A 24,529-nucleotide genomic window follows, 5' to 3' on the forward strand; every position below is an offset into this window, starting at 1 on the left:
TCGCGCAACGTGCACCAGTCGGTCACGCTGCTCGAAGCGATTGAAGAGTTCCGCTTCGACGCGCTGATCGGCGGTGCCCGCCGCGATGAAGAAAAGGCCCGCGCCAAGGAGCGCATCTTCAGCCACCGCGACAGCTTCGGCCAGTGGCAGCCCAAGGCCCAGCGCCCCGAACTGTGGACGCTGTTCAACACCCGCCTGCAGCCCGGCGAGCATTTCCGCGTGTTCCCGATCAGCAACTGGACGGAGCTCGATGTGTGGCAATACATCGACCGCGAGAACATCGCCCTGCCCTCGCTGTACTACACCCACCAGCGCCAGGTGGTGGAACGCAAGGGCCTGCTTGTGCCCGTGACCGAACTCACCCCGCCGCGCGATGGCGAGCAGGTTGAAACCCGCCAGGTGCGCTTTCGCACCGTGGGCGACATCACCTGCACCTGCCCGGTGGAAAGCCCTGCCGCGTCTGCCGCCGACATCGTGATCGAAACCCTGGCCGCCGACGTGAGCGAGCGCGGCGCCACGCGCATGGACGACAAGACCTCAGACGCCTCGATGGAAAAGCGCAAGAAAGATGGGTACTTCTGATGACCACTATTAATTCGATAGCTGCTAGCGCTTATCCAACAAGCGCTACAGGCATAAATGACCACAAATCCGCCCTCAAATTCATCACCTGCGGCAGCGTGGACGATGGCAAGAGCACGCTGATCGGCCGCCTGCTGGTGGACAGCCGCGCGGTGCTGCAAGACCATCTGGCGGGCGTGCAGCGTGGTGGCGAGACCGACCTGGCCCTGCTGACCGACGGCCTCAGCGCCGAGCGCGAACAAGGCATCACCATCGACGTGGCCTACCGCTACTTCGCCACCGAAGAGCGCAAGTTCATCATCGGCGACGCCCCCGGCCACGAGCAGTACACCCGCAACATGGTCACCGCCGCCAGCAGCGCCGACGCCGCCGTGGTGCTGGTCGATGCCACCAAGCTCGACTGGAAGAACCCGCACCTGGCCCTGCTGCCGCAAACCCGCCGCCACAGCCTGCTGGCGCATTTGCTGCGCGTGCATTCGCTGGTGTTTGCCGTGAACAAGCTCGACGCGGTGGAAGACCCCGTGCTGGCCTGGAAACACATCCAGGGCGCGCTGCAGTCCTTCGCCCAGGCGGCCGGCATCACCGTGCGCGCCACCGTGCCGGTCTCTGCCCTCAAGGGCTGGAACGTGGTGGATGCCCACCACGGCTGGTGCGGCTACGAAGGCCCCACGCTGCTGCAGGTGCTCGAAGCCCTGCCCAACACACCCGCCGACACCGCGCTGCCGCTGGCCTTTCCGGTGCAATGGGTTGAGAAATTCTCGTCCTCGTCCGACACCACCCAGGGCCGCCGCGTGTTCTGGGGCCGCGTGGCGGCAGGCAGCGTAGCGCCCGGCACCGCCGTGCAGGTTTTCCCCAGCGGCCAGCTCGCCACCGTGGCCCAGGTGCTCGACCATGCGCGCCGCCCCACCGGCGTGCCCGCAGGCACCAGCGCGGGCATCATCCTCGACCGCGAGGTGGACGTATCGCGCGGCGACTGGATTCTGGCAGCGCCCACCACGGCCGCTGCAGCCCCTGCCGACGACGACTTTGGCGACACTCCCGCCGCCACGCCCGCCTGGCCCGGAAGCCGCGAGCTCGCCACCACCGTGGCCTGGATGGACGACGAACCCCTGGTCGCGGGCCGCGTGTACTGGGCGCTGCACGGCCACCGCTGGGTCAAGGCCAAGGTGAAAGCCGTGGTGCACAAGCTCGACGTCAACACCCTGGCCGAAGAAGCCGCCACGCAGCTCGACCCCAATGCCATCGGCCATGTCCAGCTCGTGCTGCAAGAGGCCATTCCGGCCGCGGCCTTCAGCCAGGCCCGCGTGCTGGGCTCGCTGATTCTGGTGGACACCGCCAGCCACAAAACCGCTGGTGCGGTGCTGGTGAACTGATCCAGATCAGCCCAGCCAGGCCCAGACACCCCTCTTGCGAGAGGGGCCCTGTAACCAATCGTCGGTGAAAGCTTCTAAAATCAAGGGTTTTCACCGACCCACACAACAATCCCTCCCATGACCCACGTCGTCTCTGAAAATTGCATCAAGTGCAAGTACACCGATTGTGTGGACGTGTGCCCCGTGGACTGCTTCCGCGAAGGCCCGAACATGCTCGTCATCGACCCTGACGAATGCATCGACTGCGCCGTCTGCATCCCCGAGTGCCCGGCCAACGCCATCTTTGCCGAAGAAGACCTGCCCGCAGACCAGATCGCCTTCATCAAACTCAACGCCGACCTGGCTTTTGCCGACGGCTGGAAGAGCATCACCAAGCGCAAGCCCGCCCTGCCCGACGCCGACGAGTGGAACGGCAAGCCCGGCAAAGTCAACGACCTGGTTAAGTGATCTTCCACCCCCACCAACCGTTCACGCTGAGCCTGTCGAAGCGCTGCGCAGGGCTTCGACAAGCTCAGCCCGAACGGTGTTGGCCCATGGGCGCCGCAAACCTGATGGCGCAAAAATGATCCAAGAAACCGACGCCGTCGTCATTGGCGCAGGCCCTGTGGGCCTGTTTCAGGTCTTCCAGCTCGGGCTGCAGGGCATCACCGCCCATCTGATTGATGCCCTGCCCCACGCGGGCGGCCAGTGTGTCGAGCTGTATGGCGACAAACCCATCTACGACATTCCGGGCGTCCCGGTGTGCACCGGGCGCGAGTTGGCGGATTTGCTGCTCCAGCAGATTGCGCCCTTCAAAACCCATTGGCATCTGAACGCGCTGGTGGCGGCGCTCACCGCACAGCCCGACGGACGCCTGCTTGTCGAAACGTCGCAAGGCGCGCAGCTTTTGGCCCGCAGCGTGTTCATCGCCGCAGGCGTGGGCGCTTTTGTGCCGCGCACGCTCAAAATCGAGGGCATCGAGCGTTTTGTGGGCGCGCAGGTCCACTACCAAAACATCCCCGCCAACGTGGACCTGACCGGGCGCCATGTCGTCGTGCATGGCGGCGACGAGCCCGCCGTGGCCCGCGCCGTGGAACTGGCAGAACAAGGCCAGGCAGCCCGCGTCAGCCTGCTGCACCGCCGCGATGTATTCCAGGCCCCCGACGCGCTGCTGCAACGCCTGCAGCAGTTGCGCGACGCAAAACGCATCCATGTCGAAACCGCGCAGATCACCGGCATTGAAGCCCCTGGCGACCGGCTGATGGCCTTGCAGGTGGTGGATGCCGATGGCAACACCCGCGCCTTGCCGCTGGACCTGCTCATCCCCGTGCTCGGCATCTCGCCCCGCCTCGGCCCCATCGCTGATTGGGGCCTGGCCATGGACCGCAAACAACTGGTGGTGGACACCGAAGCCTTCCGCACCAGCGTGCCCGGCATCTACGCCGTGGGCGACATCAACACTTACCCCGGCAAACGCAAGCTCATCCTGTGCGGCTTCCACGAGGCCACGCTGGCCGCGTTTGGCGCGGCCGAGGCACTCAAGGGCGACAAGGTGGCACTCCAATACACCACCACCAGCCCGCGCCTGCACCAGTTGCTGGGCGTGGCGCCCATGCCTTCCGCTCAGGCGTAGCCGTTGGGCGTTGCGCCCACAAAAAAGCACAAAATGTCAAAAGGGCGCATGGGCGCTCGGCACGATGGTGTCTCCATTCACCCATCAGGAGCACACCATGAGCCAACAACATTCCCTTCAAGCCATCTGGGACACCTACACCGCGTCGTGGAAGGCAGAATCGGCCGCAGACAAGGAGGCCTTGTTTGCCCAGTCCCTCGACCCTGCCTGCACCTACAACGACCCGTTGACCGCCGCTCAGGGCTGGGCACAATTGACCGCCTACATGGACGACTTCCACCGCCAGGTGCCCGGCGGCCATTTTGTGACCCACTACTTCGCCAGCCACCACCAGCAGAGCATCGCCAAATGGAACATGGTGGACGGCAGCGGGCAGGTGATCGGGGAAGGTGTGAGCTATGGCCGGTACAACGACCAGAACCGGCTCGTTGCCATGACTGGTTTCTTTGAAACCCCTTGAGCGCCAGTGGACTGAAACAACCGTGCTTTATCTCCGGCAAATACAGGAGGGCATCGATTTCATCGAAGCGCACCTGGAATCCGATATTCAGCTGTCCGAGGTAGCACGGGCGGCAGGCATGAGCCAGTGGCACTTCCAGCGGATCTTCAAGGCGCTCACTAACGAAACCCTCAAAACCTACATCCGCTCGCGCCGATTCGCTCGCGCGCTGGAGCAGTTGACCAACACGCGGCTGAGCATGCTCGACATCGCGCTGACGGCGGGGTACGAGACACAAGAGAGTTTCACGCGCGCGTTCAAGGATTGTTTTCGGCTCACGCCGTCGCAGTACCGCAAGATGGGCAATCGCTCGCTGTTCGTGCGCAAGATCAGGCTGGACGAAAGCTACCTCGCGCACCTGCGCCACAACATCTCCCTGGTACCCGACATAAAGGAGCAGCCCGCCATGCAATTGGTGGGGCTGCCTACGCATTACTACGGCATCGATTCTGAAAAGAACAACCTGGGCGAGAAACTGCCGCCCTTGTGGGCCAACTTTCTGCCCCGGTTGGAAGAGATTCCCGACACCGTGCCCGGCGTCTGCTACGGCGTCGTGGCACCGGCAGGGCCACACACCGAAGAGCTGCGCTACCTGGCATGCATCGAGGTGCAAAGCCTCGGCACGCTGCCACCGGGCATGGTGGCCATGGAAATCCCCGCATCGACCTACGCGCGTTTTACCCACCGGGGGCCTGCGCAGAATGTCAATGCGACGGTGAACTACATCTATTCGAACTGGCTGCTGTCTGCCAACCAATCGCACACCCAGGGGCCGGATCTGGAAATCTATGACTCGCAGTACCACCCGACGGCCGACGACTCCGTGATGCACTACGCCATCCCCATCACCCTCGCCGGGCGCTGACTCGCCCCCTACAATGGGCACCGCGCTCCTTCGGGTGCGCCACCGCTAGGGGTGTCGAAACCGGCCCGCCGGAGTCGACTGAGAGAGTCCCTTTGAACCTGATTGAGATCATCCTCGCGCAGGGAAGCAAGTCCGCCAACGCCATGCCCTGGGCCTCGATGCCGGGCACCAGCCCTGCGGGCGGCCCCTGCTCTGTACCAACTTACGGAGCCTTCCATGACCCTTTCCACCGCCGCGCCCGCCGCCAACGAAGCGCTGGCCCCTATCTCGCCCGACCGCCGCGTCTTCCAGTGGCACGACCACGCCTCGCTCTGGTTCAGCCTGGGCGTGGGCCTGTTGGTCATGCAGGTGGGCGCCTACCTGATGCCCGCGTTGGGCACCAAAGAGGCGCTCATCGCCATCGTCTGCGGCTCCATCGTGGGCGCGGGCCTGCTGGGCTGGGTGGCCAAGCTGGGCTGTGACAGCGGCCTGGCCAGCGCGGGCCTGATGCACGCCGTGTATGGCCGCACATTCGCCAGCTTGCCCATCATCCTGAACATCGTGCAACTGGTGGGCTGGGGCACGTTTGAGCTGGTGGTGATGCGTGATGCCACGGTGGCCATCGGCCAGCAGTCAGGCAGCATGGCCGGTGCGCATTGGCCGGTGCTGGCCACGCTGCTGTGGGGCGGCGTGGTGATGTTGCTGATCAGTGGATCGATGGTGCAACTGGTGCGCAAGGTGATCGCGCGCGTGGCGCTGCCGCTGGTGGTGCTGTCGCTGCTGTGGCTCTCGTGGCAGTTTTTGTCGCTGGCGCAGGCGCAAGGTTTTGAAGCGCTGTGGACGCGCAAGGGCGAAGGCGGCATGGGCGTGTTGCCCGCACTCGACCTGGTGATCGCCATGCCCATCTCGTGGCTGCCCCTGGTGGCCGACTACGCGCGCCACGGCAAAAACGGCAGCTCGGCCCTGCGCGGCACCTGGCTGGGCTATGCGCTGGCCAATATGTGGTGCTACACGCTCGGTGTGCTGGTGGCGCTGACCTTGCCCAGCAAAGACCTGGTGCAGGCCCTGCTGCTGGCCCAGGGCGGGCTGATCGCGTTGTCGCTGATCCTGATCGACGAGGTGGACAACGCCTACGGCGACACTTACTCAGGCGCCGTGTCGGCCCACAGCCTGCTGCCGCGCTGGGGTGTGCGCGCCTGGGGCCTGCTGGTGGCCGCGCTGTGCACCGGGCTGGCCCTGGTGCTGCCCATGCACAGCCTGGAGCCCTTTTTGCTGCTGCTCAGTTCGGTGTTCGTGCCACTGTTCGGCGTGATTCTGGGGCGCCTGGCCTTTGGCACGGATGCGCCCGCGCTGTTGGCCAAGGCGAGCAAGGTGAATGCCGTGCCTGTGGCGATCTGGCTGGCGGGCATCGCCATGTACCACCTGGCGCCCAAGCTGCTGCCGGGCGCAGGCTCGGCCCTGCCCGCGCTGGCGTTCAGCTTTGCGTTGGCCTGGGGCACGCGGCCGCGCGCAAGCTGATGCGGGAATCAATTGCTATATTTTTTATAGCTGCTAGCGATTGATGAATAAGCGGTAGCAGCCAAAAATACCAAAACTTTCGGCTACAAAAACACCCGCTGCGCCACGGGCGCATGGCCATGGTTGAGGGGGCCGTGCCCCTTTCCGGTGGTCACATCCGCCCCTGCGGCAATGGCGCCGAGGATGTAGGCGCGGGCTTGCTCCACCGCCTGCGCCAGCGGCAGGCCCAGCGCCAGGTGTGCGGCAATGGCGGACGACAGGGTGCAGCCCGTGCCGTGCCCGTTGTGGGTGGCAATGCGCTGCGATTGCAGCCGGTGACCCAGCGGGTTGCCCTGCACCGCCAGCACATCCACCACCCAATCGCCTGGCAGATGCCCGCCCTTGAGAAGCGCGGCGCGGGCGCCCAGGCGCAGCAGGTCTTGCGCGGCCTGCTCCAGCGCATCCACGCCGCCAATGCTGCGGCCCAAAAGCCATCCTGCCTCGTCCAGGTTGGGGGTCACCACCTCGGCCAGCGGGAACAGCTCCTTCACCAACACGCCCACCGTTTCCTGGGCGATCAGGCGGTCGCCGCTGGTGGCCACCATCACCGGGTCGAGCACCACATGCGGCAGCTGGTAGCTGCGAATGGCGTCGGCCACCACGTGCACCACCTCGGGCGAATGCAGCATGCCGATCTTGACGGCATCGACGCCGATGTCTTGCACCACGGCGTCGATCTGGGCCTTGAGCATCTCGGGCGGAATGCCGTGAATGCCCGTGACGCCACAGGTGTTCTGCGCCGTGATGGCGGTGATGGCCGTCATGCCGTAGCAGCCCAGGGCGCTGAAGGTCTTGAGGTCGGCCTGGATGCCCGCGCCGCCTCCGCTGTCGGAGCCCGCGATGGAGAGCACACGCGCATAGCGGCGTGTGGATGTTGCGGTGGGCGGCGAGGTCAAAGAAGTCATGGCAAAAATTATGGCCTATGCGCTAGCGCAAAAAGAGCGGCGCGGGCTTGTGCTGTAATTGATTTTTCCGGACGAAACAGGGGTGTCCCGCCAACATGGTCACGAATCATGCATGGGACTGAGAAATACCCTGGGGCCGCGCAACACACTGATTGCTTGCCAATGGCCCCGCTACCCGATCCAGGTCATGCTGGCGTGGGGAGTTTCCTAGAGCGGCACAGCCCCGTTTTGTCCATTGTTGCCTGCCAGCACACGGACACACCGACGGACTTATGCCACTTCAACCCTCTTCTTTTGCCATTCTGGGCGCGGGCCTCATGGGTCGGCTGCTTGCCGTGGAACTGGCCCGCCAAGGCCACCGGGTCACCATTCACGACGCTGGCAGCCCTGCGGCCGAAGGATCTGCAGCCACAGTGGCCGCCGCCATGCTGGCCCCGCTGGCCGAATCCGCCATCACCGAGCCCGGCGTGGTGCGCATGGGGCACCACGCCCTCAGCCGCTGGCCCCAGTTGCTGGCCACGCTGGCCGAGCCCGTGTTCTTCCAGCAGGCGGGCACGCTGATTGTCTGGCACCGCCAGGACGCCGCCGAAGCCCAGCGGCTGACCCGCCAACTGGAGGCCAACCAGCGCACCGTGCCCGAACTACCCGCCCTGCAAAAGCTCGGCAGCGATGCCCTCGCGCAGGCCGAACCCACGCTGGCCCACCGCTTCGCACAGGGCCTGTACCTGCCCGGCGAAGGTCAGCTCGACAACCGCCAGTTGCTGGCAGCGCTGGTGGTGGAGATGGAGCGGCTTGGCGTGCGCACGCATTGGCACAGCCCCCAATCGCCCGACACTTTTACCCCTGGCACCCCCGGCCAGCCCGACTGGGTGCTGGACTGCCGAGGCCTGGGCGCCAAGCCTCAGTGGCCCGCACTGCGCGGAGTGCGCGGCGAGGTGGTGCGCATCCATGCGCCCGACGTGACACTGCAGCGCCCCACACGGCTGGTGCACCCGCGCTACCCCATCTACATCGCACCCAAGGAAGACCACCTTTTTGTGATCGGCGCCACCGAGATCGAGTCGGACGACCTCTCGCCCGCCAGCGTGCGCTCTACGCTGGAGCTGCTCAGTGCCGCCTATGCCGTGCACCCCGGCTTTGCCGAGGGCCGCATCCTGGAGCTGGCCACGCAGTGCCGCCCCACACTGCCCGACAACCTGCCCGCCATCCGCCAGACACGCAAGGGGGTGCTGGAGATCAACGGCCTGTACCGCCACGGCTTCATGATTGCGCCCGCAATGCTCGACGTGACCCTGCAAGTGCTGAACGCGGGACAATCGGAGCTTTCGCAACGTTTTGACCTTGCGCTAGACCTGGAACCCGCCAGCGCAGCCACCGCCCTCGCATGAACATTTCCATCAACCAGATTCCGCACGAACTGCCCGAAGGCGCCACCGTGGCCGATGCCGTGGCGGCCATCGAGGCCCGACCGCCTTTTGCCGTGGCGGTCAACACCACCTTCGTGCCCAACACCCGCTACGCCGCACAGGCCCTGCAGCCCGGCGACCGCGTGGAAGTCATCTCGCCCGTGACGGGTGGCTGACCTCCTTCCAGACCATTTGAAAGCAACAGGCCTGACCATGTACATGTCTCAGACACCTCTCCCAAATCCGTTCGGGCTGAGCCTGTCGAAGCCAGGGCGCCCCTTGCCAACAGCCCTTGGACAGGCTCAGGGCGAACCGGTCTATCCGAGATAAGTATCCAATCAGGGAAATATGCCTCTAGCGCTTATTCATCAAGCGCAAGCAGCTATCAAAAACATAGTAAACACATGACCACACCGACGCCCCAAGACCCCCTGGTGCTGTACGGCCAGCAGTTCGCCAGCCGACTGCTGCTGGGCACCTCCCGCTACCCCTCGCCCGCCGTGCTGGAGGCCGCCGTGGTCCGCGCCCGGCCAGCCATGGTCACCGCATCGCTGCGCCGCCAGGGCAGCAACCCGGCCGAGAGCGGCAGCAGCTTCTGGGAGCTGCTGCGCAAGCTCAACGTGCCCGTGCTACCCAACACCGCGGGCTGCCACAGCGCGCAAGAGGCCATCACCACCGCACAGATGGCACGCGAGGTGTTCAACACCCCCTGGATCAAGCTGGAGCTGATCGGCGACGACTACACCCTGCAGCCCGACACGCTGAACCTGGTGGGTGTGGCCGAACACCTCATCAAAGAGGGTTTTCAGGTACTGCCCTACTGCACCGAAGACCTGGTGTTGTGCCAGCGCCTGGTCGATGTAGGCTGCCAGGCCGTGATGCCCTGGGCGGCGCCCATCGGCACAGGGCGCGGCCCCGTCAACCCCTATGCGCTGCAAACGCTGCGCGAGCGCCTGAATGTGCCGCTGCTGGTGGATGCGGGCCTGGGCCTGCCATCGCATGCCTGCCAGGTGATGGAATGGGGCTTTGACGGCGTGCTACTCAACACCGCCGTTGCCCTGGCACAAGACCCGGTGGCCATGGCTGGGGCCTTTGCCGACGCAGTGAACGCCGGGCGGGCAGCGCGCCAGGCGGGTGCTATGACGGCGCAAGATTCCGCCCAACCCAGCACCCCTGTGCTGGGCACCCCTTTTTGGCACCACGCCCATGCATGACACCGCCACCCTAGCGCAAGCCATCCTGAACCACCACGCGGCCAGCTTCGCGGGTTTCTCGCCAGAGCCCGTGCCCGCGTCCACCTCCACGGAGCCAGCCTATCTTGCTGCCCTGCAAGCCTGCAGCGCGCTGGGGTTCATCGCACACGACGCCGAATGCCTGGCCCGCGCCTGGCAGGCGCGCACGCTGCGCGCGGGTGTCTTCGATGCGCAAGAGTGGCCGAGCGAGCCACAGGATTTTGGCCTGCAGCCCCTGCCACGCAAGCGGCAATTTGCCCCCTGCCCCGAGCACCTGGGCCTGTACGCGGTGCTGCCCGACGCCGACTGGGTGGGCCGCATGGCACGCGCCGGGGTGCCCACGGTGCAACTGCGCTACAAATCCACCGACGCTGAGGCGATCCGGCAGGAGGTGAAAGCCGCCGTGCAGGCGGTGCAAGGCACGGGCGCGCTTTTGTTCATCAACGACCACTGGCAAGTCGCCATCGAGGCGGGCGCCTACGGCATCCACCTGGGCCAGGAAGACCTGGACGCACTGAGCGCCCAGGAGCTGCAGACGCTGCACGGCTCGGGCCTGCGCCTGGGTGTCAGCACCCATGGCTACGCAGAAATGGTGCGCGCAGACGCCGTGGGCCCCAGCTATGTGGCCATGGGCGCCGTGTTTCCTACCACGCTCAAGAAGATGGCCACGGCCCCACAGGGCGTTGGAAGGCTGGGGGTGTATGCGCGCCTGATGTGCCACTACCCACAGGTGGCCATCGGTGGCATTGGGGCCGAGCAGTTTTCCGAGGTGCTGGCCACGGGCGTGGGGTCGATCGCCGTGGTGAGGGCCCTTGTCAACGCGCCCCACCCCGAAGACGCCGCCACACAACTGATGCAGTGCATGGCTGCGACTGCGCCACCCTGATTCTTTATTGGCAGCGGACCGCTACACGCTGCTATCTATCTACCTCTTTACCTATCTATCGATTTATTTGTTGCGGTCCGGCTTGTCCTTCATCTGCTCCAGCTCCAGGCGCAGTTCCATCAGATCGTTCTCCATGCCAAAACCCACGGGCTGTCCCGCTGGTGGTGGTGGGGTCGCGGGAACCGGTGGCAAATCGCTGAGGGTCAGGTGCAGAGGCTGTGACAGGTCCAGATCCAGGTCCAGCGGGCTGCTGGCGCTGTCTGCACCGATCGCTGCGGGCGCCGTGGTGACAGGCGCAGCGGGTGCCGGGCGCGATGGCGCCAGGTCAAAGTCGAACTCCAGGCTGGCAGCCAGCGAATCCAGATACTGCTCGTCCTGCGTTGCCGCGGGGGGCGGTGGCGGGGCCACGGCCATCAGCGCTTCGGCAGGGGGTGGCGCCAGAGGGGTCGTTCTCTTTCGGGGGGGCGGCTCGCCCCGCGCGCTTGCTGGCGTTGTCTGCGCAATGGCCAGCAGCAGCAGCAAATCGTCGTAGGCTGCCAGGTCGAACGGCTCCACGGCCTCGTCCCCCGTGCGGCGGAACAACAACTTCTCCAGCACCGGCAGCACCACAGGCGTGGTCCACTCGGCCTCGATGTCGGCCAGCGCATCGGTGTAGTGGTACAGCGCACGCCCCGTGCGGTGGAACCCCGAGAAATCAGGCACCTGCGCGTTGAAGGACTGCATGAACTGCTCGCGCAACTGCGCAAATTCTTCGACCCGGCCCAGCGCGTGGTACAGCCGCAAAAGCTCCAGATAGGCCAGCGGCGAGGTTTCGCTGTGCTCGGCGATATAGCTCTTCAAGACCTCGATGGCTTGCTGATGCTCTCCCACCGAGACAAAAAAATCGGCCTGCTGCTGGATGTCGAAAAGCTCTTCCGGGTTAGCAATGTGCAGCGCCGGTGACGGAGCCACGGCAGCGGGCTTTTTTGGCGCGGGTATTGCGGCAGCGCTGACCACGGGGCGGCTCGCGGTATGAGCAACCGCCGCAGGCGCGGGCACGGGCGCCGCAACAACCGCAGGGGCTGGGGCTTTCGCTGCCGGGGCTTCGTCGGGTGCGGGGTGAAGGTCGGGCGGCGCCCAGGTGTCTCCGGGATGCGGCTCCAGGTCCAGGGCCTCCTCATGGCCCGGCGCTGGATGGCGTCCCAAGGCTACGGATTCGTCCCATGCCCGCAGGGCCTGCTCGGACGCGCTGCGCAGCCGAACCCAAAGCCACGCGACCAGCAGCAACGCCAAAAGCGCCAGAGCCCCCAGTGCATACACGACGGAGGCTGGGAAACGCTCTTGCTCGACCACCACCAGTTGCTGCTGCAGCTGAGCCGCCGCCGCACGGTCTTTTTCAGCCTGCGCGCGCGCGGCTGCAGCCTCGGCCTCCAGGGCCTTCAGGCGCTCGCCGTCCTTGCGCAGCTCTTCTGGCTGCGCGTTCAAGGATTTCCACAGCGCAATGGCTTGCGCACGTTGCTCCGACATTTCTTCTGACGGCGTGGCCGACAACTCTGGCGTTGCACGCAACGGAACCGGGCTGTCCAGCCAGATATCGAGGGGCTCCACCACCAGGCGCGAACGGGCCGCGCGGGAGGCCTCGGCCTTCACCGGCGCTTTGGCGGGCGCTTGGACGCGCGCCGGGGGGCGCGCAGGCGCGGGAGCCGCTGGCCGCGCCGCCACCGGCGCGCGCGGCACTGGCGGCGGATTGCTGGCTTGGCCGGACGGCACTGCCTGTGGCGCGAAGCGGCTGTCTGCCTCTTTCGACTGGGGCCGGGTCGGCGCCACCGCAGCAGCCCCTGCAGCCCCTACGGCCGACGGCAGGCGCGACAGATCGACCGGTTGCGCGGACAAAGAACGTGGCGTGTTGGTGGGAAGATCAGAGAGAAACGTGTAGGTGCGCGTGGTCTGGCCCGTGCATCCCGCAGAGAGCGTGACCGTGAGCACGGGCTCATCCAGCGCGATCGAAGCCATCACGCGGACCCCTGAAGGGCGCCCCCGCACCTCGGGCAACGGAATGACGCGCACCTTGCTGTCGCCGATCTGATTGTCACCAGCGACCAGCTTGGCGGTAACGCAGGACGAAGCCACATCAGACCCAGGGTCTGGCTGCAGTTCAAACGCCAAGTCCACGGGAGCGCCCAGCACCACCTTGCCGCTGCCGCTTCCCAAAGACAACGCCCAGGCTCCCGCTGTCAACACCCACAGCCCTGGTCCAAAAATAGCGTTACGAATTTTCACAATGAGTTCTGTTTCTTGTCCGAGGCATTCTTGCACATAAGTTATAGACAAGGCCAGAGCCATAATGGCGCTATGAAAATTCAGTTTCACAACGTTGCCATCGTGGGCACCGGCGCCATGGGCCGGGGCATTGCTCAAATCGCTGCCCAGGCTGGCAGCCAGGTTTTTCTGCTGGATGCCAACCCCGGCGCCGCCGATGCGGCCAAGGTAGCACTCCAGGAGCAATGGGCCAAGCTGGCTGCCAAAGGTCGAATTGATTCAGATCAAGAAAATATCCTGGCGGCGCGGCTGCATCCCGTGCAAGCCGTGGCCGACCTGGCCGCTTGCGACCTGGTGATCGAAGCCATCGTCGAGCGGCTGGATGTGAAAAAAGCGCTGTTCGCCGAGCTGGAAGCCGTGGTGCGCCCGGATGCCGTGCTGGCCACCAACACCTCGTCCCTGTCCGTCACCGCCATCGGCGCAAGCCTGCAGCACCCCGAGCGCCTGGCGGGCTTCCACTTCTTCAACCCCGTGCCGCTCATGAAGGTGGTCGAGGTGATTGCAGGCCTCAAGACCGACCCCGCCGTTGGCGCCAGGCTGGCAGCCTACGCCAAGGAAATGGGCCACACCCCCGTGCAGGCCCAAGACACACCCGGCTTCATCGTCAACCATGCGGGGCGTGGCTTTGGCACCGAGGCCCTGCGTATCGTGGGCGAAGGCGTGGCCGATTTCGCCACCATCGACCGCATCCTGCGCGACCAGGTGGGCTTCAAGCTCGGGCCCTTCGAGTTGATGGACCTCACGGCGCTCGATGTATCGCACCCCGTCATGGAGTCCATCTACCGCCAGTTCTACGACGAGCCGCGCTTTCGCCCCAGTGTGATCACGGCGCAACGCCTGGCCGGCGGCATGGTGGGCAAAAAGGTGGGCGAGGGCTTTTACCGCTATGTGGACGGCGTGGCACAGGTGCCCGCCGAACCGCCTGTGCCCGTGGTTAACGAAATCCCCCCCGTTTGGGTGTCGCCCCGCGCGGCACGGCGCGCCGAGCTGTACCAGTTGCTCAAGGACCTGGGCGCCACCATCGAGACGGGGCAATCGCCCTCGCCCCACGCCATCACGCTGGTGGCCCCGCTGGGCTTTGACGTGACCACGGTGGCCGTGGTCGAGCGCCTGGACCCGGCCCGCACCATCGGCATCGACATGCTGATCGACGATGTCGCCACCAAGCGCCGCGTGCTGGCCACCAACCCCGCGACACGCGTAGACATCCGCAATGCAGCGCATGCGTTGTTTGCACGCGACGGCAAGGCCGTGAGCGTGATCCGCGACAGCGGTGGCTTTGTCACACAACGCGTGGTAGCCACCATCGTCAACATCGCAGCCGACATCTGCCAGCAAGGCATCTGCTCGCCCAAGGACCTGGAAACCGCCGTGACCCTGGGCCTGGGCTATCCGCTGGGCCCGCTGGCCATGGGCGACCGCTGGGGCCCCACCAACATCCTCGAAGTGCTGTTCAACATGCAGACCGTGTACGGCGACACCCGCTACCGCCCCAGCCCGTGGTTGCGCAGGCGCGGCGCCATTGGCCTGAGCCTGACGCATGTAGAAGAAAACTGAACGCCCGCACCAAGGCCACACATGCCCGCAGAACTCCAAAGCACCAGCCAGGGTCAGACCCTGATCCTGACCCTTCGCAACCCCGAGTTGCGCAACGCCATCGACCCGGTGATGTACGCAGCGGGCGTGGAGGCGCTGGGCGTGGCCGAGCGAAGCCCCGACATCCGCAGCGTGGTCATCACGGGCGCCGATGGCATGTTCTGCGCGGGCGGCAACCTGCAGCGGCTGCTGGCCAACCGGCAGCAGCCGCGTGAGGTGCAGGCACAAAGCATCGAAGGCCTGCACAACTGGATCGAAACCATCCGCACCTACCCCAAGCCGGTGATTGCGGCCGTGGAAGGCGCAGCGGCGGGCGCGGGCTTTTCGCTGGCGCTGGCCTGCGACTTCATCGTGGCGGCCCGCAATGCGGTGTTCGTGATGGCCTACAGCAACGTGGCGCTGTCCCCGGATGGCGGCGCGAGCTGGAGCCTCTCGCAAGCCCTGCCCCGCCAGATCGCCACTGAAATCCTGATGTGCGGCGACCGCATCGGCGCCGAGCGCCTGCACGCGCTGGGCGTGGTCAACCGTATTGCCGACCCGGGCAGCGCGCTCGATGCAGCCCTGGCGCTGGCCGAACAGCTCAATGCGCGCGCACCCAACGCACTGGCCAGCATCAAGGAACTGCTGAACGATGCGCCCCACGCCCACCTCACACACCACCTGAACCAGGAACGCGATCACTTCGTGAAAAACCTGCACCACGCCAACGGCGGCGCAGGCATATCGGCCTTCCTTGAAAAGCGCACACCGCGCTACGAATAAACCACTTCCGCATTCGCGGCAAAAAGCCCCTGGCAGCCCGCGTGGCCGCCAGGGGCTTTTTGCCGTCAGACACTCAGGTGACAACCCTGACCTGGCACGCCGGTCCCTGACGCGACAATGGACCCGTTTCCAGTCACACAAAAGACAGACCATGGACGACCCGATTCTTACTATTGAAGAACGTGAAGCGATCAATTCCGGTCGCTGGTTTTCTTCTCTCTCACCCTCACTACGGCACGACATCCTTCGATGTGCATACGTCAAACGTTTCAAGGACGGCAGTCTCATCTGCGCACGCGGCGACCCGCCCGAGGAGTGGATTGCCTGCGCCAAGGGCGCAGTGCGGGTGAGTTCCACCTCCATCTCGGGCAAGCAGATCACGCTGACCTACGTGGAGCCGGGCATCTGGTTCGGCGACGTGGCGATCTTCGACGGGGACCGGCGCACGCACGATGCCTATGCACATGGCGACACCACCATCCTGTGCGTGGCCAAGGCCGACTTCAAGAAGATCCTCGACTCGCACGTGGAGTTCTACGAAGCCATGCTGCGCCTGCATGCGCGGCGCATTCGCCAGCTCTACGGCCTGGTGGAAGACCTCAACACCCTGCCCCTGCGCGCACGGCTGGCCAAGCAACTCGTGCACCTGATGCGCAGCTACGGCATTCCCAGCCTGTCGGATGGCAGCGAGACACGCATTGGCCTGCAACTGGCGCAAGAGGAGCTGGCCCAGTTGCTGGGTGCATCGCGCCAGCGGGTGAACCAAGAGCTCAAGACCATGGAGCGCGAAGAGGCCATCCGCATCGAGCCGGGCGGCCTGGTGGTGCGCGATCGCGACGCGCTCATGCGCATTGCTGAAGCCGACAACTGACACGCAGCCCTACTCCATTCCGCCATGAGCAACTTTGACCATTTCGTCGGCACCCGCCCCGTTTCTGACCAGCATGCATTCGACATCGCCACGCTGAGCACCTGGCTCACGCAGAACATGGAGGGCTTTGCCGGCCCCCTCACGGTGGAGATGTTCAAGGGCGGGCAGTCCAACCCTACCTACAAGCTCATCACGCCCAGCATGAGCTACGTGATGCGCTCCAAGCCCGGCCCCGTGGCCAAGCTACTGCCCTCGGCCCACGCCATCGAGCGCGAGTTCGCGGTGATGAGCGGCCTGTATGGAACCGACGTACCCGTGCCGCGCATGTTCGTGCTGTGCGAGGACGAATCGGTGATCGGCCGCGCCTTCTACGTGATGGAGTGTATGGAGGGCCGCGTGTTGTGGGATCAGTCCCTGCCCGGCATGGCGCCCGCCGAGCGCGGCGCCATCTATGACGAGATGAACCGCGTGATCGCCGCGCTGCACACCGTGAAGTTCGCCGACCGGGGCCTGGCCAGCTACGGCAAGCCCGGCAACTACTTCGACCGCCAGATCGGCCGCTGGAGCAAGCAGTACGTGGCCTCCATCACGCAGCCCATCCCCGAGATGGACAAGCTCATGGAATGGCTGCCCGCGCACATGCCCGCCAGTGCGCGCGACGAGAGCCAAGTGTCCATCGTGCATGGCGACTACCGGCTCGACAACCTCATGTTCCACCCCACCGAGCCCCGCGTGATCGCCGTGCTTGACTGGGAGCTGTCCACCTTGGGCCACCCCCTGGCCGACTTCAGCTACCACTGCATGAGCTGGCACATCCCCGCCGCCATGGGCCGAGGCATTGCGGGCCAGGACCTGGCCGCGCTTGGCATCCCCAGCGAAGACAGCTACATCCGCCTGTACTGCGAGCGCACCGGCATCGCCACGCCCGAAGCGCTCGCCGCCGACTGGAATTTTTACCTCGCCTACAACATGTTCCGCATCGCGGCCATCCTGCAGGGCATTGCCAAGCGCGTCGAAGCGGGCACTGCCTCCAGCGCGCAGGCCAAGGCCTCGGGCGACACCGCGCGGCCCATGGCCGAACTGGCCTGGTCGTTTGCGCAGCGCGGCTGAAGCAAACGGCCCATCGATTACCAAAGGAGAAGAACCCATGGACTTTGACTACTCGCCCAAAACCAAGCAACTGCAGGCCAAGCTGCTCCAGTTCATGGACGACCACATCTACCCGAACGAAGCCAGCTACACCGCCGAACTGGCGGCCAACACGGCAGCGGGCAAGCGCTGGAGCGCGCTCAAGACCATCGAAGACCTCAAGCCCAAGGCCCAGGCTGCAGGCCTGTGGAACCTGTTTCTGCCGGTGGACAGCGCAGCCGCATCGGGCTACGACGGCGCGGGCCTGACCAACCAGGAATATGCCCCCCTGGCCGAAATCATGGGCCGCGTGCCATGGGCCAGCGAGGTGTTCAACTGCTCCGCACCCGACACCGGCAACATGGAAACCATCGCCCGCTACGGCGACGAAGCCAACAAGGCCCGCTGGCTCAAGCCGCTGCTCGAAGGCAAGATCCGCTCGGCCTTTGCCATGACCGAACCCGACGTGGCATCCAGCGACGCCACCAACATCGAAACGCGCATCGAACGCCAGGGCGACGAGTACGTGATCAATGGCCGCAAGTGGTGGATCTCTGGCGCGGCCGATCCGCGCTGCGCCGTGTTCGTGACCATGGGCAAGACAGACCCCGAGGCCCCCAGGCACTCGCAACAAAGCATGGTGCTGGTGCCCGCCGACACCAAGGGCATCACCATCGTCCGCCCGCTCAACGTGCTGGGCTATGACGACGCACCCCACGGCCACGTGGAGATGACGTTCGAGAACGTGCGCGTGCCCGTCTCCAACATCCTGCTGGGCGAAGGCCGTGGTTTCGAGATCGCACAAGGGCGCCTTGGCCCCGGCCGCATCCACCACTGCATGCGCCTCATCGGCCTGGCCGAGCGTGCGCTGGAGCTGATGTGCAAGCGCGCCAGCTCGCGCATTGCCTTCGGCAAGAGTGTGGCCCAGCAGACAGTGACGCAGGAGCGCATTGCCGAAGCGCGCTGCAAGATCGACATGGCCCGCCTGCTCACGCTCAAGGCCGCCTGGCTGATGGACGTGGCTGGCAACAAGGTCGCCAAGACCGAGATCGCCATGATCAAGGTGGTGGCCCCCAGCATGGCCTGCCAGGTGATCGACTGGGCCATGCAGGTGCATGGCGGCGGCGGCATGTGCGACGACTTCCCGCTGGCCTATGCCTACGCTGGCGCACGCACGCTGCGTTTTGCCGACGGCCCGGACGAAGTGCACCGCAACGCCATCGCCAAGTGGGAACTGGGCAAATACGGCGCCTACGGCCGCGATGCCGCAGTGCCGGTGACGCGCGGCGGCTGATCACAAGGGCTGCTGGCGGCTTGCCGCCCGTCGCATGGGCTAGGCCTGTTGTGGCGGTTGCGGCGGGTCTGCCTCGTCCATCGGCGCGGACAGTTGGGGTGGCTGCAGGTTCAGCAGCGCCCCCTGGGCCGCTGCCAATAACAATTGCGTGGCCTGGGCGATTTCGGGCAGGCTGCGCTGCGTATGCTCCATGCGCAGATAGACCTTGCCACGCACCAGCATCAACAGCAGGGGTGACTGCGCCCGCAGCGCCCCGCCCTCACCTTCCACGATGTTGAGCAACTGAGATACCACCGGCGCGAGAACCCAGCGCTGCGCTGGCTCGATCCGCTCCGCCACCACCGCAAAATGCTGCCGAAACGACGTTGGCAGGCCGGGCCAGGTCACCTCTTCATACATCGCGAGCCAGCGCATTTCCTCGGGCAGGCTGTCGCTCACTGTGGTCTGCATGGTGTCGGTGATGGCGCTGTAAGCATTGCCCTCCAGCGCCTCCTGCAGCGACCGGTTGAGCACCATCACCGCCGCATCGGGGTCGGCCGCCACATCCGCGCGGCCCCGCAGCTCCAGGCCGCGCACATAGTCCCGCGTGGGGGTTCCGCACTCCAGCCGCCAGGGATGGCCGTTCAGGTCGCCGCCCAGGTCGAAATGCCCCTCCACCGCCTGGGGCACGATGGCCAGACGCTGGGTGGCGGCCCACCGGACCACCTCCTGGTTGGACACCGGCCGGGCCGCCGTTGGGCTGCCCGACGGACTGAATGCTTTGCGGAGGCGGTCAAACATGGTGATTCAAAGCAGTGCGCTTCGCGTAAGTCAGGGATGAAGGCATTATTGAGGGCATTGGCCGCCGCAGCAAACCGTTGGATCAATCCTTGATGACCGTCAGTTCCTCCCACCGCACCGCTCACCCCCCATCTACCCTGCCGCGCCGCCGCTGGCTGGCGCAGGCTGCCGCAGTGGCCTGCGCGCTGATGGCTGCGGCAGCGGCACCAGCCCATGCCGCCCAGTGGGCAGATGCCACCCCCTCGGCCCAGCGCCTGGTGCGTTGGGCCCGCGAAACCCGTGACCACCAGGGCCTGCCTTTTGCCGTCATCGACAAGCCCGCCGCGCGCATCCATGTGTTTTCTGCCAGCGCGCAGTGGCTGGGCAGCGCACCGGTGCTGCTGGGCGCGGCGCTGGGCGACCGCTCAGCGCCCGGCATCGGTATCCGGCCGCTATCGCAAATCCGCCCGCAGGAACGCACCACCCCCGCAGGCCGCTTCGTGACCGAACCCGGCCGCAACCTGCGGGGCGAAGACATCGTGTGGATCGACTACGAATCCGCCGTGTCACTGCACCGGGTTCGCAGCGTGCACGCCGCAGAACGCCGACACCAGCGCCTGGCCAGCCAGGGCACGCGCGACAAGCGCATCAGCTACGGTTGTGTGAACGCACCCGAAGCGTTCTACGACCAGTTCATCGCACCCTTGTTCGGCCAGTCGGCCGGGGTGGTGTACGTGCTGCCAGATACAGAATCGTTTGCTACTATTTTTATAGCTGCTAGCGCTTATCCATAAAGCGCCAGGTGCCAATTTTTCTCAAATCATTCGCATAGTTCAAGCACGGGCTGACTACAGCTTGAAGACCGGTGTCCAGCGCGAGGTTCAGCCCAGGTGAACGCTGGTCCCCACCACCTGAAAATTCATGACCGGAGCGCTGGGTTCGGAGAATGACACCCCAAGGGCAATCTTCCCGGAGCCGTGCAGGATGCAAGCGTCCCGGCGCAACCGCACGGGTGCGTCGCTTCCATCAAACCGCACCCAGGTGCCAAAGCTGCTCAGGTCGGTAAGCACAAAGCCGCTGTTGCGCCAGTCGATGCGCGCATGCAGGCGCGACACGCGGGGGTCGTTGACGCACAGTTGCACATCCGTGGCCCGCCCCACGTGGACCGGTGCGTCCGACGATGAGAACGACAGGTTCACGCCATGCCATGAGAACTGGATCTGCCCCAGGATCGAATCCATCGGCGCATAGTTGCTGACCAGGGCAGCCTGCATGGTGAGAGAGTCCGGTTCCTGGTTTTCGCGCCACTCCACCTGGTAGAGCATCAGTGAATCTGCCTTGCCCCGGATTTCCATCAGGCCCAACTTGCGGTACCGGGCATCGGACGCATCCCCCGCCTGCAGCACGGTGGCTTCGGTGGCCCAAATTTCGGCCGGGCCGGCCCTTTCGCACAGGCGGGAAGCCACGTTGACCGCATCGCCATAACAGTCGCCGTCCACATCCACCACTTCGCCCGTAGATACGCCCACGCGGATTTCCATGCGCAGCGGTTGTGGCCAGCGGCTCAGCCGCGCTTGGTGCAAGCGCTGCATGGCGGTGGTGGCCGCCACGGCGCTGGCCGCATCGCCGAAGACGCACAGGGCTCCGTCGCCCAGCTTCTTGACCACCCGCCCGCCATGGGACTCGATGGTGTCGCCTATCCACTGGGTGACCTGGGTCACGACTTCCGTGGCCCGCTCGTTGCCCAGCGTTTCATACAACGACGTGCTGCCCGAGATGTCCGCGAAGACCACCGTTGACAACAAGCTCATGAACGATAGTTTCTTAATAACATCATGCGGCGCAGTTTAGTGCAAGCCGAATGAACTCGCATTAATCCAATGCGCAGGTGTCTTTCGCCAAGGCGGGTGCCTGGCAGACACCCCTGAGAGAAACAGGGTAAGCGCGTAAAAATTCGCGAAAAAACCCATCCAGCGTGTTGTCTTTATGCAAAAACAGGAGCACTGCCCTTGCACCGTTCCTTGCGCGCGCTTATTTTGACTGGCTCTGCTACAAAAAGGTGTTTTGCCGCCCGCCATGCGCTGGAACAAACCCAATCTTCGCAACAACCTGCACGACCTCCTGGGCCGCGATAAGCCGTCCTCGACGGCCTGGGTGTGCGACCAGGGCCTGGAGACCGTCCGCCGGGCCATGCTGCAAAGCCTGATTGGCCTGTCGGGCTGCGAAGTGGCGCGCATGGGCATGCGCTTGCGCTATGCGGGTGACATCGAGGCCCTGTGGTACCTGCGCACTGACCTGTTCAACACCCTGGTGCCCTTGCGCGGCGAGGTCTCAGCCCAGAACGTGCTGGAGGCGGTCACTCCGATGTTCCAGGGGCAGTTGCCCCTGTCCCTGCGCATGCCGCTGGCGCCCCCGCCGCCCCACGCACGGCGCTTCTGAGCGGCCCGCCCGCAGCGCAGCGCCAAGCGTCTCAGTGCTGGTGCCCCCAGTAAATCAGTGCATCCCGCGCCTCCACCGACAACGACACCGTTGCGCCCACCGGCAAGAGCACCTTGGTCTCGACATGGCCGAACGGCAGGTTGGTCAGCACCGGCGCCTTGATCTGGGTGCGCAGCCAGTCCACCACCGACTGCAGCTTGTAGCCCTTGTCGTGCGGCGCCAGCTTGAAGTTGGTGAACTGCCCCAGCACCACAGCCTTTTGCTGGGCCAGCACACCCGCATGCAGCAGCTGGGTGAGCATGCGCTCAACGCGATAGGGGTGCTCGTGCACGTCTTCCAGAAACAGCACACCACCCTTTACCGCCGGGAAATACGGCGAGCCCACTAGCGAGGCCAGCACCGACAGATTGCCGCCCCACAGCGTGGCGCTTTTCACATACACGTTGGGCACGGCAGGCTTGCCGTTGGTGGCGTTGGGCTTTTCGTTGTTCATGCGCCAGCCCGTGCCTTCGCCGTGGCCGGTCAGCAGGTCGTCGAAGCAGGCTTCCATGATGTCGTCGGGCTCGCCCGCCACGCCAAAGTCGGCGCCCACCGAGGGGCCGGCCCATGACGTAGCACCTGTCTTGGCCAGCAGGGCGAGCTGGAAGGCGGTGAAGTCGCTCACACCGATAAAGTGTGTCCCTTTTTCAATCGCCTTGGCCACCGCCTTGTAGCGGATGCCCGGCAGGATGCGCGACAGGCCGTAGCCGCCGCGCGAGATCAGAGCCACATCGGCACCGCTGGCGGCTGCGCGGTGGATGGCGGCCAGGCGCGTGGCGTCGTCGCCTGCAAAGCGGGTGTGAGTGGCCAGGGCGTCGGCGTCCACTTCCACCTCATGGCCCAGGGCCTTCAGGCGGGCGATGCCGCGCTTGAAGGCCGCCTTGTCGCGCACGGCGCTGGAGGGCGAATAAATGTAAATGTGCTTGGGACCGTGGTCGTGGTCGCACTGGGAATGGTCGTGATGGTGATCGTGCAAAGCGCTCAGGCCCCGAGGGGGCCTGCTCCGTCAAAATGAGAAATCCGGCAGCCCGTCAGTCGCCAGAGGACGAGAAGTATTCCACAGCCCGCGCGGCGATCGCCGCGCCGTGCTCCTGCACAAAGTGCCCGGCCTGCGGCAGCACGATGGGCTCGGGGCAGCCGCGTATGTCTTGCCGCAGCGCCTGCATGGTGGGCAGGCCCAGCACCGGGTCTTGCGCGCCCACCACCATCAGGCTCTGGCCTTGCCACTGTTGCCGCCAGAAGTCGCGGGCTGCGCGCGACAAAGCCGCGCCTTGATCATCGGTGGTGGCGGGCACGCGCTCGGGGAAAGCCCGCAGCGCCGCGCGGTAACCCCGGTCGGGGAACGGCGCATCATAGGCCGCGCACTCGGCGGGCGATAGCTGCGGATTGCCGCGCGCAAGCAGCCGCCCTACCCCGTACAACGGCTTGTCCCGGCACATCGCGCGCCATTGCACAAAACCCGGCGGCAGCGGCGCATCGCCAGTGGCCAGCACGGTGTTCATCACCAGCAGGCCCGTAAAACGCTCCGGGCAGTCCATGGCCAGCGTCAGGCCCAGGATGCCACCCCAGTCCTGCACCACCAGCACCACGCGGCGCAAATCGAGCCGCTCAATCAGCTCCAGCAGCACCTGGCGGTGCCATTCGAATTGGTGCACGCCCTCTTTCTTGGGCTTGTCGCTTTTGCCAAAGCCGATCAAGTCGGGCGCCACCACACGGTCGCCCGCCGCCACAAAAACGGGCAGCATGTGGCGGTACAAATAGCTCCAGGCCGGGTTGCCGTGCAGGCACAGCCAGGTGCGCGGCGCATCCTGCGGGCCTTCGTCGAGGTAATGCATGCGCAGCCCCGCCAGGCTGGGCAGGTCGCTCACGTAGCGGGGTGCCCAGGGGTAGCCGGGCAGATCGGCAAACGCGGCCTCGGGTGTGCGCAGCGCATCGTCACGCAGTGGGTGGCGGGCCAGTGCATCGGTGCGTTGCTGGTAGCGGCGCTGGCGGAAGAAGCCACTGAGCAGGCTGCCGCACTCATCGGCCAGCACCCCGCCCAACACCGTTGTCTGGTGGTTGATCTCGGCATGGCCGAACAGGTTGAGCACCGAGCCTGCCGCGCCGGTTTTGGGCTCTGCCGCGCCATACACCACCCGCGCCAGGCGCGCATGCAGCATGGCCCCGCTGCACATGGCGCAGGGCTCCAGCGTGACGTACAGGCTGCAGCCGTCGAGCCGGTAGTTGGAGAGGCGCTGCGCTGCGGCGCGCAGGGCCACGATCTCGGCATGGGCCGTGGGGTCATGGCCTTCCACCGGGGCATTGCGGCCTGTGGCAATCACCTGGCCGTCCTTGACCACAATGGCGCCCACCGGCACCTCGCCCGCCTGTGCGGCGGCTTGCGCCTCGGCCAGGGCCAGGCGCATCCAGTGCACATCGGCATCCATATTCATACTATTAAATTGATA

24 protein-coding genes and 2 riboswitches are annotated in these 24,529 nt (G+C 65.5%); of the genes, 18 read left to right on the forward strand and 6 right to left on the reverse strand.

What is annotated here, in order from left to right; genetic code table 11:
* The 7 genes from cysD to Q0105_RS16030 all read left to right on the forward strand — a co-directional run.
* Window positions 1-582 (forward strand): sulfate adenylyltransferase subunit CysD (cysD, locus tag Q0105_RS16000; protein WP_298213126.1); only part of this gene is annotated, 582 nt, incomplete at its 5' end.
* Window positions 582-1,955 carry a GTP-binding protein gene (locus tag Q0105_RS16005; RefSeq protein ID WP_298213127.1) on the forward strand — a complete coding sequence of 458 codons (1,374 nt, stop codon included), beginning with the start codon at window positions 582-584 and terminating at the stop codon, window positions 1,953-1,955. The genes cysD and Q0105_RS16005, both read left to right, overlap by 1 nt.
* Before the next feature lie 117 nt (window positions 1,956-2,072).
* Complete coding sequence (fdxA, locus tag Q0105_RS16010) at window positions 2,073-2,402, forward strand: ferredoxin FdxA (RefSeq protein WP_087745494.1); 330 nt, start codon at window positions 2,073-2,075, stop codon at window positions 2,400-2,402.
* 115 nt (window positions 2,403-2,517) lie between these two features.
* Window positions 2,518-3,567, forward strand: a complete 1,050-nt coding sequence (locus Q0105_RS16015) for an NAD(P)/FAD-dependent oxidoreductase (RefSeq protein WP_298213128.1) — start codon at window positions 2,518-2,520, stop codon at window positions 3,565-3,567.
* A gap of 97 nt (window positions 3,568-3,664) precedes the next feature.
* Window positions 3,665-4,027, forward strand: a complete 363-nt coding sequence (locus Q0105_RS16020) for a nuclear transport factor 2 family protein (RefSeq protein WP_298213129.1) — start codon at window positions 3,665-3,667, stop codon at window positions 4,025-4,027.
* Between the two features lie 22 nt (window positions 4,028-4,049).
* Window positions 4,050-4,931, forward strand: coding sequence for a helix-turn-helix domain-containing protein (locus Q0105_RS16025; RefSeq protein ID WP_298213130.1), 882 nt, complete (start codon window positions 4,050-4,052; stop codon window positions 4,929-4,931).
* 37 nt (window positions 4,932-4,968) lie between these two features.
* A riboswitch (TPP riboswitch) is annotated at window positions 4,969-5,073 on the forward strand.
* 74 nt (window positions 5,074-5,147) lie between these two features.
* A complete protein-coding gene (locus Q0105_RS16030) occupies window positions 5,148-6,428 on the forward strand; it encodes a cytosine permease (protein ID WP_298213131.1) in 1,281 nt (426 codons plus the stop codon).
* A gap of 83 nt (window positions 6,429-6,511) precedes the next feature.
* Here Q0105_RS16030 and thiD read toward each other — a convergent pair whose 3' ends face one another.
* Window positions 6,512-7,372 (reverse strand): bifunctional hydroxymethylpyrimidine kinase/phosphomethylpyrimidine kinase, encoded by an 861-nt coding sequence (gene thiD / locus Q0105_RS16035; protein WP_298213132.1) that lies wholly within the window; start codon window positions 7,370-7,372, stop codon window positions 6,512-6,514.
* Window positions 7,373-7,440: 68 nt separating this feature from the next.
* Window positions 7,441-7,591: riboswitch (TPP riboswitch) on the forward strand.
* A gap of 53 nt (window positions 7,592-7,644) precedes the next feature.
* Here thiD and thiO point away from each other — a divergent pair.
* From thiO to thiE, 4 genes are all read left to right on the forward strand, one after another.
* On the forward strand, window positions 7,645-8,760 hold the full coding sequence (gene thiO, locus Q0105_RS16040; protein ID WP_298213133.1) for a glycine oxidase ThiO: 1,116 nt from the start codon (window positions 7,645-7,647) through the stop codon (window positions 8,758-8,760).
* Window positions 8,757-8,954 (forward strand): sulfur carrier protein ThiS, encoded by a 198-nt coding sequence (gene thiS, locus Q0105_RS16045; RefSeq protein WP_298213134.1) that lies wholly within the window; start codon window positions 8,757-8,759, stop codon window positions 8,952-8,954. Before thiO ends, thiS begins: the two co-directional genes overlap by 4 nt.
* 228 nt (window positions 8,955-9,182) lie before the next feature.
* Complete coding sequence (locus Q0105_RS16050; RefSeq protein ID WP_298213135.1) at window positions 9,183-9,992, forward strand: thiazole synthase; 810 nt, start codon at window positions 9,183-9,185, stop codon at window positions 9,990-9,992.
* A complete protein-coding gene (gene thiE, locus Q0105_RS16055; RefSeq protein WP_298213136.1) occupies window positions 9,985-10,896 on the forward strand; it encodes a thiamine phosphate synthase in 912 nt (303 codons plus the stop codon). The genes Q0105_RS16050 and thiE overlap by 8 nt, the downstream gene beginning before the upstream one ends.
* A 63-nt stretch (window positions 10,897-10,959) precedes the next feature.
* On the opposite strand, the gene Q0105_RS16060 is transcribed toward thiE, so the two are convergent.
* Complete coding sequence (locus Q0105_RS16060) at window positions 10,960-13,092, reverse strand: hypothetical protein (RefSeq protein WP_298213137.1); 2,133 nt, start codon at window positions 13,090-13,092, stop codon at window positions 10,960-10,962.
* 135 nt (window positions 13,093-13,227) lie between these two features.
* Between Q0105_RS16060 and Q0105_RS16065 the strand changes: the two genes are divergently transcribed.
* The 5 genes from Q0105_RS16065 (at window position 13,228) to Q0105_RS16085 (ending at window position 18,845) form a co-directional block, all read left to right on the forward strand.
* The gene (locus Q0105_RS16065) at window positions 13,228-14,751 is read left to right on the forward strand and encodes a 3-hydroxyacyl-CoA dehydrogenase (protein ID WP_298213138.1); all 1,524 of its coding nucleotides are present in this window, start codon (window positions 13,228-13,230) and stop codon (window positions 14,749-14,751) included.
* Window positions 14,752-14,772: 21 nt separating this feature from the next.
* Window positions 14,773-15,552, forward strand: a complete 780-nt coding sequence (locus Q0105_RS16070; RefSeq protein ID WP_298213139.1) for an oxepin-CoA hydrolase, alternative type — start codon at window positions 14,773-14,775, stop codon at window positions 15,550-15,552.
* Between the two features lie 151 nt (window positions 15,553-15,703).
* Window positions 15,704-16,423, forward strand: a complete 720-nt coding sequence (locus Q0105_RS16075) for a Crp/Fnr family transcriptional regulator (protein WP_298213140.1) — start codon at window positions 15,704-15,706, stop codon at window positions 16,421-16,423.
* A gap of 24 nt (window positions 16,424-16,447) precedes the next feature.
* Window positions 16,448-17,533: a phosphotransferase gene (locus Q0105_RS16080; protein ID WP_298213141.1), complete on the forward strand. Its 1,086-nt coding sequence runs from the start codon at window positions 16,448-16,450 to the stop codon at window positions 17,531-17,533.
* Window positions 17,534-17,570: 37 nt separating this feature from the next.
* Window positions 17,571-18,845 carry an acyl-CoA dehydrogenase family protein gene (locus Q0105_RS16085; RefSeq protein ID WP_298213142.1) on the forward strand — a complete coding sequence of 425 codons (1,275 nt, stop codon included), beginning with the start codon at window positions 17,571-17,573 and terminating at the stop codon, window positions 18,843-18,845.
* Window positions 18,846-18,884: 39 nt separating this feature from the next.
* Here Q0105_RS16085 and Q0105_RS16090 read toward each other — a convergent pair whose 3' ends face one another.
* Window positions 18,885-19,625, reverse strand: coding sequence for a hypothetical protein (locus Q0105_RS16090; protein WP_298213143.1), 741 nt, complete (start codon window positions 19,623-19,625; stop codon window positions 18,885-18,887).
* 188 nt (window positions 19,626-19,813) lie between these two features.
* Between Q0105_RS16090 and Q0105_RS16095 the strand changes: the two genes are divergently transcribed.
* On the forward strand, window positions 19,814-20,398 hold the full coding sequence (locus Q0105_RS16095; protein WP_298213175.1) for a hypothetical protein: 585 nt from the start codon (window positions 19,814-19,816) through the stop codon (window positions 20,396-20,398).
* 87 nt (window positions 20,399-20,485) lie between these two features.
* Here the strand turns inward: Q0105_RS16095 and Q0105_RS16100 are convergent, their stop codons facing one another.
* Entirely contained in the window at window positions 20,486-21,415 is a 930-nt protein-coding gene (locus Q0105_RS16100; RefSeq protein ID WP_298213144.1) for an adenylate/guanylate cyclase domain-containing protein, read from the reverse strand.
* A 265-nt stretch (window positions 21,416-21,680) separates the two neighbouring features.
* Between Q0105_RS16100 and Q0105_RS16105 the strand changes: the two genes are divergently transcribed.
* A complete protein-coding gene (locus Q0105_RS16105; RefSeq protein ID WP_298213145.1) occupies window positions 21,681-22,043 on the forward strand; it encodes a hypothetical protein in 363 nt (120 codons plus the stop codon).
* A 31-nt stretch (window positions 22,044-22,074) separates the two neighbouring features.
* Here Q0105_RS16105 and Q0105_RS16110 read toward each other — a convergent pair whose 3' ends face one another.
* Window positions 22,075-23,058 (reverse strand): LD-carboxypeptidase, encoded by a 984-nt coding sequence (locus tag Q0105_RS16110; RefSeq protein WP_298213146.1) that lies wholly within the window; start codon window positions 23,056-23,058, stop codon window positions 22,075-22,077.
* A gap of 55 nt (window positions 23,059-23,113) precedes the next feature.
* The gene (tadA, locus tag Q0105_RS16115) at window positions 23,114-24,514 is read right to left on the reverse strand and encodes a tRNA adenosine(34) deaminase TadA (RefSeq protein ID WP_298213147.1); all 1,401 of its coding nucleotides are present in this window, start codon (window positions 24,512-24,514) and stop codon (window positions 23,114-23,116) included.
* Between the last annotated feature and the right edge of the window lie 15 nt (window positions 24,515-24,529).

It is taken from the genome of Acidovorax sp. (assembly GCF_027492855.1).
GTDB lineage: Bacteria > Pseudomonadota > Gammaproteobacteria > Burkholderiales > Burkholderiaceae_C > Acidovorax.

Excerpts from the sequence above, each read along its gene's own strand:
- Q0105_RS16050 (WP_298213135.1), top strand. The coding sequence starts at position 9,183 with ATGACCACACCGACGCCCCAAGACCCCCTGGTGCTGTACGGCCAGCAG.
- Q0105_RS16005 (WP_298213127.1), top strand. The coding sequence starts at position 582 with ATGACCACTATTAATTCGATAGCTGCTAGCGCTTATCCAACAAGCGCT.
- Q0105_RS16015 (WP_298213128.1), top strand. The coding sequence starts at position 2,518 with ATGATCCAAGAAACCGACGCCGTCGTCATTGGCGCAGGCCCTGTGGGC.
- Q0105_RS16070 (WP_298213139.1), top strand. The coding sequence starts at position 14,773 with ATGCCCGCAGAACTCCAAAGCACCAGCCAGGGTCAGACCCTGATCCTG.
- Q0105_RS16065 (WP_298213138.1), top strand. The coding sequence starts at position 13,228 with ATGAAAATTCAGTTTCACAACGTTGCCATCGTGGGCACCGGCGCCATG.
- Q0105_RS16075 (WP_298213140.1), top strand. The coding sequence starts at position 15,704 with ATGGACGACCCGATTCTTACTATTGAAGAACGTGAAGCGATCAATTCC.
- fdxA (WP_087745494.1), top strand. The coding sequence starts at position 2,073 with ATGACCCACGTCGTCTCTGAAAATTGCATCAAGTGCAAGTACACCGAT.
- thiO (WP_298213133.1), top strand. The coding sequence starts at position 7,645 with ATGCCACTTCAACCCTCTTCTTTTGCCATTCTGGGCGCGGGCCTCATG.
- Q0105_RS16080 (WP_298213141.1), top strand. The coding sequence starts at position 16,448 with ATGAGCAACTTTGACCATTTCGTCGGCACCCGCCCCGTTTCTGACCAG.
- thiE (WP_298213136.1), top strand. The coding sequence starts at position 9,985 with ATGCATGACACCGCCACCCTAGCGCAAGCCATCCTGAACCACCACGCG.
- Q0105_RS16100 (WP_298213144.1), bottom strand. The coding sequence starts at position 21,415 with ATGAGCTTGTTGTCAACGGTGGTCTTCGCGGACATCTCGGGCAGCACG.
- thiS (WP_298213134.1), top strand. The coding sequence starts at position 8,757 with ATGAACATTTCCATCAACCAGATTCCGCACGAACTGCCCGAAGGCGCC.
- Q0105_RS16030 (WP_298213131.1), top strand. The coding sequence starts at position 5,148 with ATGACCCTTTCCACCGCCGCGCCCGCCGCCAACGAAGCGCTGGCCCCT.
- tadA (WP_298213147.1), bottom strand. The coding sequence starts at position 24,514 with ATGAATATGGATGCCGATGTGCACTGGATGCGCCTGGCCCTGGCCGAG.
- Q0105_RS16090 (WP_298213143.1), bottom strand. The coding sequence starts at position 19,625 with ATGTTTGACCGCCTCCGCAAAGCATTCAGTCCGTCGGGCAGCCCAACG.
- Q0105_RS16095 (WP_298213175.1), top strand. The coding sequence starts at position 19,814 with ATGGCTGCGGCAGCGGCACCAGCCCATGCCGCCCAGTGGGCAGATGCC.
- Q0105_RS16020 (WP_298213129.1), top strand. The coding sequence starts at position 3,665 with ATGAGCCAACAACATTCCCTTCAAGCCATCTGGGACACCTACACCGCG.
- Q0105_RS16105 (WP_298213145.1), top strand. The coding sequence starts at position 21,681 with ATGCGCTGGAACAAACCCAATCTTCGCAACAACCTGCACGACCTCCTG.
- thiD (WP_298213132.1), bottom strand. The coding sequence starts at position 7,372 with ATGACTTCTTTGACCTCGCCGCCCACCGCAACATCCACACGCCGCTAT.
- Q0105_RS16085 (WP_298213142.1), top strand. The coding sequence starts at position 17,571 with ATGGACTTTGACTACTCGCCCAAAACCAAGCAACTGCAGGCCAAGCTG.